Source organism: Blastococcus sp. SYSU D00868, from assembly GCF_054050575.1.
Genome location: NZ_JBJGZO010000007.1, coordinates 123,452 through 138,122, shown reverse-complemented (window position 1 = coordinate 138,122; position 14,671 = coordinate 123,452). Strand labels below are relative to the sequence as shown.

The window sequence follows — 14,671 nt, the reverse complement described above, 5'->3', positions numbered from 1 at the left end:
AGGCCCCACCATGGCGGACTGGTTCTCCGAGAACCTGGTCAGCATCCTCAACGGCTTCGCGATCGGCTCGCTGCTGTTCATCCTCGCGGTCGGGCTGTCGATCGTCTTCGGGATGATGGGCGTGCTCAACCTCGCCCACGGCGCCTTCTACCTCGTCGGCACCTACCTGGCGTACTCGCTTCTCGACGACGGCGTGACCTGGGGCGGGTTCCTCGGCGCGCTGGCCCTGGCCACCGTGTTCGGCCTGGTCGCCGGCGGCGCGCTGTCGGTGATGACCGAACCGCTGGCCAAGCGGCCGATCCTCGACCAGGCGCTGCTCACCCTCGGCGTCTCGCTGATCATCGCCGAGGTGCTGTCGATCATCTACGGCAACGACGTCTACAGCATCGCGCCGCCGCCGGGCCTCGACGACCGCGTCGACGTCGGCGACGGCAGCATCCCGGTCTACCGGCTGGCGCTCATCGGCGTCGGCCTGGTGCTGGCGCTGGCGGTCTGGCTCATCGTCGAGAAGACGTCGGTGGGCGCGCTGGTCCGCGCCAGCGTCGCCGACCGGGAGATGGTCTCGGCGATGGGCATCGACAACCGCAAGGTGAAGGTCGCCGTCCTGGGCATCGGCTCGGCGCTGGCGATGGTGGCCGGCGTGCTCGGCACCCCCGTCTACGGCGTCGACCCGGGCCTGGACGAGTCGGTGCTGCTGCTGGCGCTCATCGTCGTCGTCATCGGCGGCCTCGGCTCGGTCAAGGGCGCGCTGATCGGCGCGCTGGTCATCGGCCAGGTCGACTCCCTCGGCCGGGCGCTGCTGCCCGAGCTGGCCTCGTTCATCCTGTTCGGCGCGCTGGCCGTCGTCCTCGTCGTCCGCCCGCGCGGGCTCTTCGGCCCGAGGAAGGTGCCGTCATGAGCGCCCCTGCCCGTCCCACCACCCCGGCCGCGCCGACGTCGGCCGGGGGGAGCTCCCCCGCGACCGGGGCGCGCCGCCCGCGCGGCCGCGCGCCGCTGCGGGCCGTCCCGGCGCTGGCCGCCCTCGTCGTCCTGGCGCTGGTGCCCTACTTCATGGGCCCGGACGAGACGTCGATCCTCAGCCGGGTCCTGGTCTTCGGCCTGTTCGCGGTCAGCCTCGACCTGCTGGTCGGCATCACCGGCCTGCCCTCGCTGGGCCACGCCGCCTACTTCGGCGTCGGCGCCTACGCCGCCGGCCTGGTCGCCGAGCACTGGACGCCGAACGCGCCGGTGCCGGTGCTCATGGGCGCCGCCGCCGGCGGGGCGGCCGCCGTCCTCACCGGGTGGCTGGTCGTCCGCAGCGACGGGGTCTTCTTCCTGATGCTCACCCTCGCCATCGGCGAGATCACCGCGCAGCTGGCGCTGCAGCTCGACGACGTCACCGGCGGGTCGGACGGCCTGTTCGGCATCCCGAACTTCCGGATCGGCGGCGAGGTGCTGCGGCTGGAGGGGTACCGCTACTGGTACGTCCTCGCGGTCTTCGTGATCGCGTTCGCGGCGATCTGGCTGATCTCCCGCTCGCCGTTCGGCCTGGCGCTGCGCGGCATCCGGGACAACGAGGCGCGGATGCGCTCGCTGGGCTACTCGCCCTTCCGCTACAAGTACGTCGCCTACGTGCTGGCCGGGGCCTTCGCCGGGGTGGCCGGCGGGCTGTTCGCCCAGCTGAACCGGATCGTCAACCCCAGCGACGCCGGGTTCGCGCTCAGCGCGATCACCCTGCTGGCCCTCGTGCTCGGCGGCGCCGGGTCGCTGTGGGGCCCGGTGGTCGGCATGGCGGTCGTGGTCGTCGTCCGCGACTACTACGGCCCCGACCTGGGCGGGCACGGCCCGCTCGTGCTCGGCATCGTGTTCGTGCTGGCCGTGTACGTCCTCCCCCGCGGCTTCGCCGGGCTCGCCGGCCTCGGCGGCCTGCGGCGGGGACGACGCGACCGCACCCCCGGCGACGGCGCCATCCCCGGCAGCGGCTCGTCGGCCGACGGCAACGAGGAGTGACCGGCATGACCACCCCCCTGCTCGAGCTGCGCGGCGTCACCCGGCAGTTCGGCGCGCTGCGCGCCGTCGACGGCGTCGACCTGCAGGTGCCCGCGGGCGCCCGGCACGCGCTGATCGGCCCGAACGGCGCCGGCAAGAGCACGCTGTTCAAGCTCGTCACCGGCGCCATGCCGGTCACCGGCGGCACCGTCGCGCTCGACGGCACCGACATCACCCGGCTCGGCGAGGCGCAGCGGGCCCGCCGCGGGATCAGCCAGACCTTGCAGCACTCGAGCCTGTTCCTCAGCCAGACCGTCGAGCGCAACGTGGTGATGGCCGCGCAGCGCCAGCCGGGCGGCAGCCGCCACTCGCTGGTCCCCCGCCGGCAGAGGGCGACCCGCGAGCGGGCCGCCCAGCTGCTCGAGGACGTCGGCCTGGCGTCCCGGTCCGGCGCGCTGGTGTCGGCGCTGTCGCACGGCGAGCGGCGGCAGCTGGAGGTCGCCGTCGCGTTGGCGTGCGAGCCGCGGCTGCTGCTGCTGGACGAGCCGGCGGCCGGCATGTCCCCGGCCGAGAGCGCCCGCCTGGTGGCCCTGCTCAAGGCGCTGCCCGAGAGCGTGACCCTGGTGATCGTCGAGCACGACCTCGACGTCGTCTTCGCCCTCGCCACCTCGGTGACCGTGCTGCACCTGGGCAAGCTGCTGCTGACCGGCTCGCCGGACGAGGTGCGGGCCAGCTCGGCGGTGCAGGAGGCCTACCTCGGCACCGGCCGGGAGTCGCTGTTCCTCGACACCGACGAGGCCGCCGGCCTCGGGGTGTCCCGCGCCGAGCAGGGGGTGGGCTGAGTGCTCGAGGTCCGCGGGCTGGAGTCCGGCTACAAGCGCAGCACCGTCCTGCAGGGGGTCGACCTCGACCTCGACGCCGGGCGCGTGCTCGGCCTGCTGGGGCGCAACGGGGTGGGCAAGTCGACCCTGATCAACACCCTGATGGGCCTGGTGACGCCGTCGGGTGGCCGGGTCACCCTGGACGGCCGCGACCTGACCGGCCGGCGGCCCGACGTCATCGCCCGCGCCGGCGTGGCGCTCGTGCCGCAGGGCCGGCGCACCTGGGCGCCGCTGACGGTCACCGAGCACCTCGACCTCGCCGCCCGCCGCGGCCGGGGCAAGGGGCCGTGGGACCCCGACCGGGTCGTCGACCTGCTCCCCCGGCTCGGCGAGCGCCGCCGGCACGAGGCCGGCCAGCTCTCCGGCGGGGAGCAGCAGATGCTGGCCATCGCCCGCGCCCTGCTGACCAACCCCCGGCTCGTCCTCATGGACGAGCCCTCCGACGGGCTGGCGCCCGCGGTCGTCGACCTCATCGGGGAGGCGATCGGGGGCATGAAGGCCGAGGGCGTCACGCTGCTCGTCGTGGAGCAGGACCTGCACCTGGCCTTCGCCGTCGCCGACGAGATCGCCGTCATGGACAAGGGCCGGATCGTGCACCGCTCCCCCACCCTGGAGTTCCGCAAGGACTCCCGGGTCGCCTCCGCCCTGCTCGGCGTGGCCTGAGCCGGGGGCCGCCGTGCGCGCCGAGGAGAACGTCCGCATCACCCGCACCGGGCCGGGCACCCCGGGCGGGGAGTTCATGCGCCGCTACTGGCAGCCGGTGGCCCTCACCGAGGAGCTCGCCGGCGACCGACCGGTCGTGCCCGTCCGGGTGCTCGGCGAGGACCTCGTCCTGTTCCGGGACGACGACGGCCGGCTGGGGCTCGTCGACCGCCGCTGCCCGCACCGCGGCGCCGACCTGGCCCTGGGCCGGCGCGAGGACGGCGGCCTGCGCTGCTACTTCCACGGCTGGCTGCTGGCCGCCGACGGGCGCTGCCTGGAGACCCCCGCCGAGCCGGAGGACAGCACGCTCGCGTCCAAGGTCCGGTTCACGTCCTACCCGGCGCGGGAGCGCAACGGCATCGTGTGGGGGTACCTGGGCCCCGGCGCGCCGCCGGAGTTCCCCGCCCTGGACTGCTTCGCCGCCCCCGACGAGTACACGTTCGCCTTCAAGGGCTTCCTCGACTGCAACTGGCTGCAGGCACTGGAGGTCGGCATCGACCCGGCGCACGCCTCCTACCTGCACCGCTTCGAGGTCGACGACGACCCGGCCGACAGCTACGGCCGGCAGTTCCGCTCCGCCAGCCTGGGCACCGACCTGCCGATGACCCGGATCCTGCGGGAGTACGGCCGGCCCGAGATCCTCAACGCCCGCACCGACTACGGGCAGCGGATCGTCGCCCTGCGCACCCTGGACAAGGACGGCGAGGACGGCAGCCGGACCCACGTGCGGATCACCCACCAGGTGTTCCCGCACGGGATCACCATCCCGCTGTCCTCGACCATGGCGATCACCCAGTGGCACGTGCCCGTCGACGACGTCTCCTGCTACTGGTACGCGATGTTCACCAGCCTCGACGAGCCGGTGGACAAGGCGACGATGCGCGCACAGCGGCTCGAGGGCATCACGCTGCCGGACTACAAGCCGGTGCGGAACCGGGCGAACAACTACCGGTTCGACCCCGAGGAGCAGCGGACGACGACCTACACCGGCCTCGGCCCCGACATCAACGTTCACGACCAGATGGCCGTCGAGGGCCAGGGCCGCATCCACGACCGCACGCGCGAGAAGCTCAGCCGCTCGGACCGGGCGATCATCACCTACCGCCGGATGCTCATGGCCGCCATCGACGCCGTCGAGGCCGGCGGCGACCCGCAGACGCTGCTGCACGACAAGGCGGAGGTGGAGAGCCGCGGCCCCATCCCCCTCGACGGCATCGGGCCCACCGGGGCGTGGGAGCCGTTCTGGGCCGAGGCGATCGCCCGGCTGCGCGCGGCGAGCCCCTGGGCCGGCACGTGGACGGCGGCGCTGACCACCGGGCCGGCCGGCGTCCGCGCCGACGAGGTCGAGCCGGAGGACCCGGCGGTGTTCGCCCCCCGGCGCCCGTGAGCGGGTTCGTCGAGCAGTTCGGCGGGTGGGGCGACGCGGAGCGCACCGCCGCCCAGGAGGTCGTCGAGCGCATCGACGTCGAGCAACTGGAGGCCGTCCGCGTCGGCTTCGTCGACCTGCACGGCCTGGTCCGTGCCAAGACCGTCGCGGCCGACCAGCTCCCCGGCGTCCTCGCCTCGGGCCTGCCGATCGTCAGCACGCTGCTGTCCAAGGACACCTCGGGCCGCACCGTCTACGGCGCCTTCGCCCCCGACGGCGGGGTCGGCGTCGCCGGGATGGGCGGCGCCGGGGACGTCGTGATGGTCCCGGACCCCACCACCTTCCGGGTGCTGCCCTGGGCCGGCCGCACCGGCTGGCTGCTGTCGGACCTGCGGCTCAAGGACGGCGGGCCCGTGCCGTTCGACCCCCGCGGCGCCCTGCGCACGGCGCTGGGCCGCGCCGCCGACCGCGACCTGGACCTGGTGACCGGCCTGGAGCTGGAGTTCCACCTGCTGCACGCGGGCGACGGCCCGCTCGACGGCCCGCTCGACCCGGCGGAGGTGAACCGCCCCGGCGCCCCCGGCCGGGCCCGCCCGGTCTCCCCCGTGGACCGCGGCTACCAGCTGCTCGCCGAGGACCGCGGCGACGCGCTCGAGCCGCTGCTGGGCGAGCTCGCCCGCACGCTGCGCCGCCTGGGCATCCCGCTGCGCACGGTCGAGGTCGAGTTCGGGCCGGGCCAGGTCGAGGTGACCACCGCGCCGCTGCGGGGCCTGGCCGGCGCGGACGCGATGGTGCTGCTGCGCGCCGCCGTCCGGTCCGTGGCCCGCCGCGCCGGGCTGCTGGCCACCTTCATGTGCCGGCCGCAGATGCCGGAGGCCTGCTCCAGCGGCTGGCACCTGCACCAGTCGCTCGTCCGCCCCGACGGCGGCAACGCGTTCGTCGCCGGGGGCGGCCTCTCCCCCGTCGGCGCCGGCTACCTGGGCGGCCTGCTGCGGCACGCCCGGGCGGGGTGCGTCTTCGCCGTCCCCACCGTCAACGGCTACAAGCGGTTCCAGCCGAACTCCATGGCCCCCGACCGCGTCCTGTGGGCGCACGACAACCGCGCCGCGATGCTGCGCGTCGTCGGCTCCGCCGCCCGCGGCGACCTGCACGTGGAGAACCGCGCCGGCGAGCCGGCCGCCAACCCGTACCTGGCGATGGCGGCGCAGCTGGTCGCCGGGCTCGACGGCGTCGACCGCGGCCTGGACCCCGGCCCGTCGGCCGACCAGCCCTACGCCACCGAGGCGCCGCGGCTGCCCACCAGCCTGGCCGAGGCCGTCCGCGCGCTGGCCGACGACCCCGGGCTGCGCGACCTGCTCGGGCCCGCCCTCGTCGACCACTACGCCGGCGTCAAGCGCGCCGAGGTGGCGCGCTTCGAGGCGACGGTGACCGACTGGGAGCAGCGCGAGTACCTGCACCTGTTCTGACGCGCGCCGCGGATGGAGTGACGCACGACACAGGGCGACGGGCGGCCGCCGGCGCGGCTCCCGGCGGAAGCGCCTCGCGCCTCCCGCCGATCGGCCGTCCGCACAGCTCAGCGGGCCGTTCGGCGCGGAGGCCGCCGAGCCGACGGCCCGCGCGCCGGTGCGCCCGGCTGCGCACCGGCCTACGATGGTGACCTGTCGCACACATCTACAGAACCCGAGCCAGTTGCACACAGACCTGTAGCACGTCAGGATGGGCGCACGAGGCCTGCGGGGAACCCCTGCGCCTGTTCCATCCCCTCTGGGAGGCACCGTGACCACGCTGGAACACCGCTCGTCGGGCACGACGACGACGGAGGGCCCGGCGCCGGTCGCCGAGCCGGCCGCGACCGTCGAGGTCTCCTTCGAGACCTCGCCCGACCGGTACCGGCACTGGCGGCTGTCGGTGGACGGCGAGATCGCGACGCTGACCCTCGACGTGGCCGAGGACGGCGGCATCGTCCCGGGCTACGAGCTGAAGATGAACAGCTACGACCTGGGCGTGGACATCGAGCTGCACGACGCGGTGCAGCGGCTGCGGTTCGAGCACCCCGAGGTGAAGGCGGTCGTCGTCACCAGCGGCAAGGAGCGGATGTTCTGCGCCGGCGCGAACATCAAGATGCTGGCCGCCTCGCCGCACAGCTGGAAGGTGAACTTCTGCAAGTTCACCAACGAGACCCGCAACGGCATCGAGGACGCCACCGCCCACTCCGGCCTGCCGTTCGTCGCCGCGGTCAACGGCACCGCGGCCGGCGGCGGGTACGAGCTGGCGCTGGCGTGCGAGCAGATCGTGCTGGTCGACGACAACTCCTCGGCCGTCTCGCTGCCCGAGGTGCCGCTGCTCGGCGTGCTCCCGGGCACCGGCGGCCTGACCCGGGTGGTCGACAAGCGCGGCGTGCGGCGCGACCTGGCCGACATCTTCTCCACCACCGCCGAGGGGGTCCGCGGCGAGCGGGCCGTGCAGTGGCGGCTGGTCGACGCCGTGGCCAAGGCCCGCGACTTCGACGCCGAGGTGGGCCGCCGGGCCGCCGAGCTGGCCGCCGGCTCCACCCGGCCCGGCGCGGGCGCGCAGGGCGTGGCCCTGACCCCGCTGCAGCGGGAGACCACCGCGGACGGCTTCCGCTACGAGCACGTGCGGGTCGTCCTGGACCGCGAGTCCGGCACCGCCACGATCACGGTGCTCGGCCCGGCCGCCGTCCCCGCGTCCGTCGAGGAGCTGCAGGCCTCCGGGGACCAGGGCTGGTTCCTCGCGATGACCCGCCAGCTGGACGACACGATCCTGCACCTGCGCACCAACGAGCTGGCGCTGGGCACCTGGCTGCTGCGCACCGAGGGCGACCCCGCCGTCGCCACCGCCTACGACGAGTTCCTCCTGGCCAACCGGGAGCACTGGCTGGTCAACGAGCTGATCGGCTTCTACAAGCGCACGGTGAAGCGGCTGGACACCACCTCCCGCAGCCTGTTCGCGCTGATCGAGCCGGGCAGCTGCTTCGTCGGGGCCCTGGCCGAGACCGCCTTCGCCGCCGACCGGCAGTACATGCTCGAGGGGCAGTTCGAGGAGGACGAGGACCCCAAGCCGCCGGCGGTGATCCGGCTGGACGGCTTCAACACCGGCCTGCTGCCGATGAGCAACGACATGACCCGGCTGCAGGTCCGCTTCCTCGGCTCCGCCGACGAGCTCGCCGCCGCCGAGGCCGCGGTGGGCCGGGACCTGGCGGCCGCCGACGCCGACGCCCTCGGCCTGGTCACCGCCACCCCGGACGACATCGACTGGGAGGACGAGGTCCGCCTGGCCATCGAGGAGCGGGCGAGCTTCTCCCCCGATGCGCTGACCGGCATGGAGGCCAACCTCCGCTTCGCCGGCCGCGAGACCCCCGAGACCAAGGTCTTCGGGCGGCTCACCGCGTGGCAGAACTGGATCTTCCAGCGGCCCAACGCCGCTGGCCCCGAAGGAGCACTGCGCCGCTACGGCACCGGCAAGCGCGCCGACTACGACAGGAAGCGGGTCTGAGCATGACCACCACCGAGTCCACGCCGCAGACCGGCACGGTCACCGGCGACGCCCCCGAGCCCACCGGCCCGCTGTCGCGGATCGACTACAGCGAGCGGATCCCGAACAACGTCGACCTGGCCAGCGACCGCAAGCTGCAGCGGGCGCTGGAGGGCTGGCAGCCGAAGTTCCTCGACTGGTGGAAGACCCTCGGCCCGTCCATCCCGACGCAGGACGTGTACCTGCGCACCGCGGTCGCCGTCGGCCGCGACGGCTGGGCGCACTTCGACCGGGTCCCCATGGAGGAGTACCGGTGGGGGATCTTCCTCGCCGAGCGCGACCCGGACCGCAAGGTGAACTTCGGCCAGCACAAGGGCGAGCCGGCCTGGCAGGAGGTCCCCGGCGAGTACCGGTCGGACCTGCGCCGGCTGATCGTCGTCCAGGGCGACACCGAGCCCGCGTCGGTGGAGCAGCAGCGCCACCTCGGCGCGACCGCGCCGTCGCTGTACGACATGCGCAACCTCTTCCAGGTCAACGTGGAGGAGGGCCGCCACCTGTGGGCGATGGTCTACCTGCTGCACGCCTACTTCGGGAAGGACGGCCGCGAGGAGGCCGAGCAGCTGCTCAAGCGCAACTCCGGTGACTACGACAGCCCGCGCATCCTCGGTGCCTTCAACGAGGACACCACCGACTGGCTGCAGTTCTTCATGTTCACCTACTTCACCGACCGGGACGGCAAGTACCAGCTCGGCACGCTGAAGGAGAGCGGCTTCGACCCGCTGGCGCGCACCTGCGAGTTCATGCTCAAGGAGGAGGCGCACCACATGTTCGTCGGCACGACCGGCGTGCAGCGGACGGTGGAGCGCACCGCGCAGCTGATGAAGGAGCACGGCACCGACGACATCTGGGAGCACGGCGGCATCCCGCTGTCGGTGATCCAGAAGTACCTGAACTTCCAGTTCTCCGTGTCGATGGACCTGTTCGGCGCCGAGACGTCGTCCAACGCGGCCGCCTACTACACCGCCGGGCTCAAGGGCCGGTGGATGGAGACCCGCCGCAAGGACGACCACCTGCTGCACGACCTGACCATGGACGTGCCGGTGATCGAGGACGGCCGGATGGCCACCAGGACGGTGCCGATGCTCACCGCGCTCAACCTGGACCTGCGCAACGAGTACGCCGCGGACTGCGAGAACGGCGTCAAGCGGTGGAACCAGGCGCTGGAGGAGGCCGGGCTGGAGCAGCGGCTGACCCTGCCCCACCAGGGCTTCAACCGGAAGGTCGGCGCCTTCGCCGGGCACCACGTCTCCCCCTCCGGCGAGGTCCTGGACGCCGCGACGTGGGAGCAGCGGGCCGCCGACTGGCTGCCCAGCGCCGAGGACCGGGCCCGCGTGGCCGAGCTCATGAAGCCCTGCCACGAGCCCGGGCAGTTCGCCGGCTGGATCGCCCCGCCGTCGGTCGGGATCAACTCCCTCCCGGTCGAGTACGACTACGTCCGCTTCTGAGCGGTCCGCCCTCCGCGAGATCTGCACACCCGTCGCCATCAGCGCCTGATCGCGACGGGTGTGCAGATCTCGCACGAGTCCGAAGGGACGTGCACCGTGGCCACCCTGGACACCGCTCCGCCCGCGACCGCGCCCGTTCCCGGCGCCGAGCTGTTCAACGCCGCCGAGTGGCTGGTCACCCGGCACGCGCGCACGTCCCCCGGCCGGCGGGCCATCACCGCCGTCGACCTGGACGGCAGCGTGCGCACGGTGAGCTACGGCGAGCTCGACGAGGCCGTCACCCGGTTCGCGGCCGCGCTCGTCGCCTCCGGGGTGCGGCCCGAGGAACGGCTGCTGCTGTGCATGGGTGACAGCCCCGAGCTGCTCACCGCCTTCCTCGCCGGCCTGTGGATCGGTGCGGTCCCGGTGCCGGTGAGCACGATGCTCAAGCCCAAGGACATCGCCGTGATGGCCGCCGACAGCCGCGCCCGGCTGGTCGTGCTGAGCTCCGAGTTCGCCGGGCTGGCCGACGGGCTGGCCGGCCGCCGCGACCTCGCCGACGTCGTCGTCATGAGCTCACCCGCCGAGGCGCCGTCCGCGCTGCCGGAGGTCCCCGACGCCCGGGTCCGCTCCTGGGACTCCTTCGTCGCCGCCGGCACCGGCTCCCTGGACGAGGTGACCCAGCCCTACCCCACCATCGCCGACTCGCCCGCGTTCTGGCTGTACACCTCCGGCACGACCGGCACCCCGAAGGGCGCGATGCACCGGCACGGGTCGCTGCGCGACACCGCCGAGACCTACGCGCGCGACGTGCTGGCCATCGGCCCGGACGACGTCACCTTCTCCGTCGCCAAGTTCTTCTTCGCCTACGGCCTGGGCAACACCCTGACCTTCCCGTTCTCCGTCGGCGCGAGCACCGTGCTGGACCGCTCCCGCCCCAGCCCCGCCGGCACGCTGCGGGTGCTGCAGGAGCACCGGCCGACGCTGTTCTTCGCCGGCCCGACGTTCTACGCGGCGCTGGTCAACGCCGGCCTGCCCGCCGACGCGTTCGCGAGCGTGCGGGAGTGCGTCTCCGCGGGCGAGGCGTTCCCCGCGCCGCTGTTCGAGCGGTTCACCTCGACGTTCTCCGTGGAGATGCTCGACGGCATCGGCTCCACCGAGATGCTGCACATCTTCATCAGCGGCCGCCCCGGCCGGACCCGGGCCGGCGCCACCGGCGAGATCGTCGCCGGCTACGAGGCCCGCATCCTCGACGACGACGGCAACCCGGTGCCCGACGGCACCCCGGGCAACCTGTGGGTGAAGGGCAGCTCGGCGGCGACCGGGTACTGGCAGCGCATGGAGGTGACCCGGCGGGTGTTCCAGGGCGACTGGGTGCGCACCGGCGACACCTACGTCCGCAGCGCCGACGGCTACTTCTCCTCCCTCGGCCGCACGGACGACATCATCAAGGCCGGCGGCATCTGGGTCTCGCCCACCGAGGTCGAGGAGCGGCTGCGCGCCCACCCCGAGGTCAGCCAGGTCGTCGTCGTGTCGGTGCCGGACGAGACGGGGCTGGACAAGCCGGTGGCCTGCGTCGTCCTGGCCGCCGGCGCGACGGTCACCAGCGACGGGCTGGTCGCGTTCTGCCGCGACGGCCTGGCGGCGTTCAAGCGGCCGCGCAACATCCTGGTGTTCGACGAGCTGCCGCAGACCGCGACCGGCAAGCTGCAGCGCTTCCGCGTCCGCGAGCTGGCGATCGAGCGCCTGGGCAGCGCCCGCGCCGACGCCGCCGTGCCCGACCTGACCGCCAGCACCCCGGGGAGCCCCGCGTGACGGCGCCGCCGCGCGCGGCCGCCGCCTGACCCCACCCCTTCGAGCCCGTTCCAGGAGAGACCCCCGTGCCCTACGTCATCGGCAGCGAGTGCATCGACACCACCGACATGTCCTGCGTGGACGAGTGCCCCGTCGACTGCATCTACGAGGGCGACCGCAAGCTGTACATCAACCCCAAGGAGTGCATCGACTGCGGCGCCTGCGAGCCGGTGTGCCCGGTCGAGGCGATCGCGCAGGACCGCCGGGTCACCGAGGAGAACGAGCCGCACATCGCCGACAACCGGCGCTTCTTCATCGAGCCGCTGCCCGGCCGCGACGAGCCGCTGGGCAGCCCCGGTGGCGCCTCCAAGGTGGGCAAGGTCGGCGTCGACACCGAGCTGGTCGCCGGCGCATGACGTTGTGGGCGCTCGACGGCGTGGCCCCGGTCGTCCACCCGACCGCCTGGGTGCACCCCGACGCCACCGTGATCGGCCGCGTCGAGCTCGGCCCCGAGGTCAGCGTCTGGCCGCAGGCGGTGCTGCGCGGCGACTACGGCGACATCCGGATCGGCGCCCGCACGTCCATCCAGGACGGCACGGTGCTGCACACCACCGCCGAGCACCCGACCGTCATCGGCGCCGACTGCGTGGTCGGCCACCTCGCGCACCTGGAGGGCTGCACGATCGGCGACCGGGTGCTGGTCGGGTCGAACTCGGTGGTGATGAACCGGGTGGTCGTCGGCGACGGTGCGCTGATCGGCGCCGGGGCGCTGGTGCCCGAGGGCACCGTCGTCCCGCCCGACCACCGGGCGCTGGGCGTGCCGGCGCGGGTGCGCGAGGGGGCCGGCACCGGCGCCTGGGTCACCGACGCCGTCGCCCTCTACGTGGAGAACGCCCGCCGCTTCCGCGACGGGCTCACCCGCGTCGGCTAGCCGTCCCCGGGGCCGCGCGCCTCTCGGATCACCATCTCCTGCGCGCAGCTGGCCAGGGCGGCCCCGGTCCGGTCGAACAGGGTGCTCGAGTACCAGCCGCGGCCGGCGGCCACCGACGTCCCGACGTGGTCCATGAGGACCCAGTCGTCCATCCGCACCGGCCGGTGGAACCACACCGCGTGGTCGAGGCTGGCCATCGACCGCACTCGCGGGCCCATGAGGTGCGCCAGGCCGCTGAACAGGTCGGAGACGTACACCAGCACGGCCGCGGAGTGCAGCGGGTCGCCGGCGTCCGCACCCGGGGCCCGCACCCAGGTCCGCATCGGGTGCTGCCGCTCGGCGCTCGGCTCCGGGTCGCGCACCTCGACGCCGGTCAGGGTCGGCGGCAGCGGCTGCGAGTCCTCCGGCGCCCGCACCGGGGGCATGGCGACGGCCTGCCGGTCGGGCCCGTCCTCGCGGCCGGCGAAGGACGCCGCCATCCGGAAGACCACCCGGTCCTCCTGGCGGGCGACGACGGTGCGCGCGGAGTAGCTGTGCCCGTCGCGGTCGCGCTCGACGTCGAAGAGCACCGGCAGCCGCGCGTCGCCGCGGCGCAGGAAGTAGCCGTGCAGCGAGTGCGGGGCCCGCTCGGCGGCCACCGTGCGGGCGGCCGCGACCAGCGCCTGCGCCGCGACCTGCCCGCCGTACAGGCCGTTGTGCCGGCCGGGGGCCAGGGCGTCGGCCAGCCAGCGGTCCGGCCCCACCTCGCGGACCGAGAGCAGCTCGGGCAGCGGCGTCCCCTCCGCGGCGGTCACCGTCCCGCCCCGTCCGCGGCGAGCACGCCGTCGTCCAGCAGGCGCTGCACCTCGTCGCTCCCGACGCCCCAGGCGGCCAGCGCCGTCCGGGTGTCCTGGCCCGGCAGCCGCGGGCCGCTGCGCACGGCGCCGGGGGTCCGGGAGAACCGCGGGGCGACACCGGGCTGGGCGACGCCGCCGACCTCGACGTAGCTGCCCCGCGCGGCCAGGTGCGGGTCGGCCGGCGCCTCGGCCAGCCCGAGCACGGGGGTGACGCAGGCGTCGGTGCCGGCGAAGTGCGCCGCCCACTCGTCGCGGGTGCGGGTCGCGAAGACGGCGGCCATCGCCGCGCGGTGCTCCGGCCACCGGGCCACGTCGTGCTGGCCGCCGGGCAGGGTGAGGCCCAGGCCCTCGAGCAGCCGGGCGTGGAACTGCGGCTCGAGCGCGCCGACCGCGACGTGCCGGCCGTCGGCGCACGCGTAGGTCGTGTAGAACGGCGCGCCGCCGTCGAGCAGGTTGGCCTCGCGGCGGTCGGTCCACAGCCCGGCGCGCAGCAGGCCCTGGACCATCGTGACCAGCGAGCTGGCGCCGTCGACCATGGCCGCGTCGATCACCTGGCCGTGGCCGCTGCCGGCCCGCTCCAGCAGCGCGGCGAGCACGCCGACGACGAGGAACAGCGAGCCGCCGCCGAAGTCCGCCCCGATGTTGAGCGGCGGCACCGGGCGGTCGGCCGGGCCGATCGCGTGCAGCGCGCCGGTCAGCCCGAGGTAGTTGATGTCGTGCCCGGCCTCGGCGGCCCGCGGGCCGGTCTGCCCCCAGCCGGTCATCCGCGCGTACACCAGCCGCGGGTTGCGGGCCAGGACGTCGTCGGGGCCGAGCCCCAGCCGCTCGGTGACCCCGGGGCGCAGCCCCTCGACCAGGACGTCGGCGGAGTCCAGCAGCCGCAGCACCAGGTCGCGGCCCTCGGGCCGCTTGAGGTCGACCGCGGCGCAGGGCCGGCTGCGGTGCAGCAGCTCGTGCTGCGGGGGCAGCAGCACCGTCCCGCCGCCGGGCCGGTCGACGCGCAGCACGTCCGCGCCCAGCTCGGCCAGCAGCATGCCGGCGTAGGGGCCGGGGCCCAGCCCCGCCAGCTCGACGACGCGGATCCCGCGCAGCGGGCCGGCGGGCGGGTCGACGTCGGGACGGGAGGGGTCAGGGTCCACGGCCGGTCACCGTAACCAGCCGGCCCGCCGGTGCCCGGGCGGCACCCCGCGACGGCCTCCCGGAAGCGGTACCGATCG

The 14,671-nt window shown here is 74.4% G+C and carries 13 protein-coding genes; 11 read left to right on the top strand and 2 right to left on the bottom strand.

From position 1 onward, the window contains the following. Nucleotides 1-10: 10 nt before the first annotated feature. From ACI79F_RS08830 to ACI79F_RS08780, 11 genes are all read left to right on the top strand, one after another. A complete protein-coding gene (locus ACI79F_RS08830; protein ID WP_456578895.1) occupies nt 11-898 on the top strand; it encodes a branched-chain amino acid ABC transporter permease in 888 nt (295 codons plus the stop codon). Further along, nucleotides 895-1,989 carry a branched-chain amino acid ABC transporter permease gene (locus tag ACI79F_RS08825; protein WP_456545963.1) on the top strand — a complete coding sequence of 365 codons (1,095 nt, stop codon included), beginning with the start codon at nt 895-897 and terminating at the stop codon, nt 1,987-1,989. Before ACI79F_RS08830 ends, ACI79F_RS08825 begins: the two co-directional genes overlap by 4 nt. Before the next feature lie 5 nt (nt 1,990-1,994). Beyond that, entirely contained in the window at nt 1,995-2,810 is an 816-nt protein-coding gene (locus ACI79F_RS08820) for an ABC transporter ATP-binding protein (protein ID WP_456545964.1), read from the top strand. Continuing rightward, nucleotides 2,811-3,512: an ABC transporter ATP-binding protein gene (locus ACI79F_RS08815; protein WP_456545965.1), complete on the top strand. Its 702-nt coding sequence runs from the start codon at nt 2,811-2,813 to the stop codon at nt 3,510-3,512. It begins immediately after the preceding gene. Nucleotides 3,513-3,525: 13 nt separating this feature from the next. Next, nucleotides 3,526-4,938, top strand: coding sequence for a Rieske 2Fe-2S domain-containing protein (locus tag ACI79F_RS08810; protein ID WP_456545966.1), 1,413 nt, complete (start codon nt 3,526-3,528; stop codon nt 4,936-4,938). Continuing rightward, nucleotides 4,935-6,383, top strand: coding sequence for a glutamine synthetase family protein (locus ACI79F_RS08805; protein WP_456545967.1), 1,449 nt, complete (start codon nt 4,935-4,937; stop codon nt 6,381-6,383). The genes ACI79F_RS08810 and ACI79F_RS08805 overlap by 4 nt, the downstream gene beginning before the upstream one ends. 310 nt (nt 6,384-6,693) lie before the next feature. Beyond that, the gene (boxC, locus tag ACI79F_RS08800) at nt 6,694-8,430 is read left to right on the top strand and encodes a 2,3-epoxybenzoyl-CoA dihydrolase (RefSeq protein WP_456545968.1); all 1,737 of its coding nucleotides are present in this window, start codon (nt 6,694-6,696) and stop codon (nt 8,428-8,430) included. A 2-nt stretch (nt 8,431-8,432) separates the two neighbouring features. Next, complete coding sequence (boxB, locus tag ACI79F_RS08795; protein ID WP_456545969.1) at nt 8,433-9,914, top strand: benzoyl-CoA 2,3-epoxidase subunit BoxB; 1,482 nt, start codon at nt 8,433-8,435, stop codon at nt 9,912-9,914. 96 nt (nt 9,915-10,010) lie between these two features. After that, nucleotides 10,011-11,708, top strand: a complete 1,698-nt coding sequence (locus ACI79F_RS08790; RefSeq protein ID WP_456545970.1) for a benzoate-CoA ligase family protein — start codon at nt 10,011-10,013, stop codon at nt 11,706-11,708. 65 nt (nt 11,709-11,773) lie between these two features. Then, a complete protein-coding gene (gene fdxA, locus ACI79F_RS08785; RefSeq protein WP_456545971.1) occupies nt 11,774-12,103 on the top strand; it encodes a ferredoxin in 330 nt (109 codons plus the stop codon). Next, on the top strand, nt 12,100-12,618 hold the full coding sequence (locus ACI79F_RS08780; RefSeq protein WP_456545972.1) for a gamma carbonic anhydrase family protein: 519 nt from the start codon (nt 12,100-12,102) through the stop codon (nt 12,616-12,618). The genes fdxA and ACI79F_RS08780 overlap by 4 nt, the downstream gene beginning before the upstream one ends. Here the strand turns inward: ACI79F_RS08780 and ACI79F_RS08775 are convergent. Both ACI79F_RS08775 and ACI79F_RS08770 read right to left on the bottom strand, forming a co-directional pair. Beyond that, nucleotides 12,615-13,412, bottom strand: coding sequence for an acyl-CoA thioesterase (locus tag ACI79F_RS08775; protein ID WP_456545973.1), 798 nt, complete (start codon nt 13,410-13,412; stop codon nt 12,615-12,617). The genes ACI79F_RS08780 and ACI79F_RS08775 overlap by 4 nt on opposite strands. After that, on the bottom strand, nt 13,409-14,593 hold the full coding sequence (locus tag ACI79F_RS08770) for a CaiB/BaiF CoA transferase family protein (protein ID WP_456545974.1): 1,185 nt from the start codon (nt 14,591-14,593) through the stop codon (nt 13,409-13,411). Before ACI79F_RS08770 ends, ACI79F_RS08775 begins: the two co-directional genes overlap by 4 nt. Nucleotides 14,594-14,671 lie beyond the last annotated feature (78 nt).

Excerpts from the sequence above, each read along its gene's own strand:
- ACI79F_RS08825 (WP_456545963.1), top strand. The coding sequence starts at position 895 with ATGAGCGCCCCTGCCCGTCCCACCACCCCGGCCGCGCCGACGTCGGCC.
- ACI79F_RS08820 (WP_456545964.1), top strand. The coding sequence starts at position 1,995 with ATGACCACCCCCCTGCTCGAGCTGCGCGGCGTCACCCGGCAGTTCGGC.
- ACI79F_RS08830 (WP_456578895.1), top strand. The coding sequence starts at position 11 with ATGGCGGACTGGTTCTCCGAGAACCTGGTCAGCATCCTCAACGGCTTC.
- ACI79F_RS08780 (WP_456545972.1), top strand. The coding sequence starts at position 12,100 with ATGACGTTGTGGGCGCTCGACGGCGTGGCCCCGGTCGTCCACCCGACC.
- boxB (WP_456545969.1), top strand. The coding sequence starts at position 8,433 with ATGACCACCACCGAGTCCACGCCGCAGACCGGCACGGTCACCGGCGAC.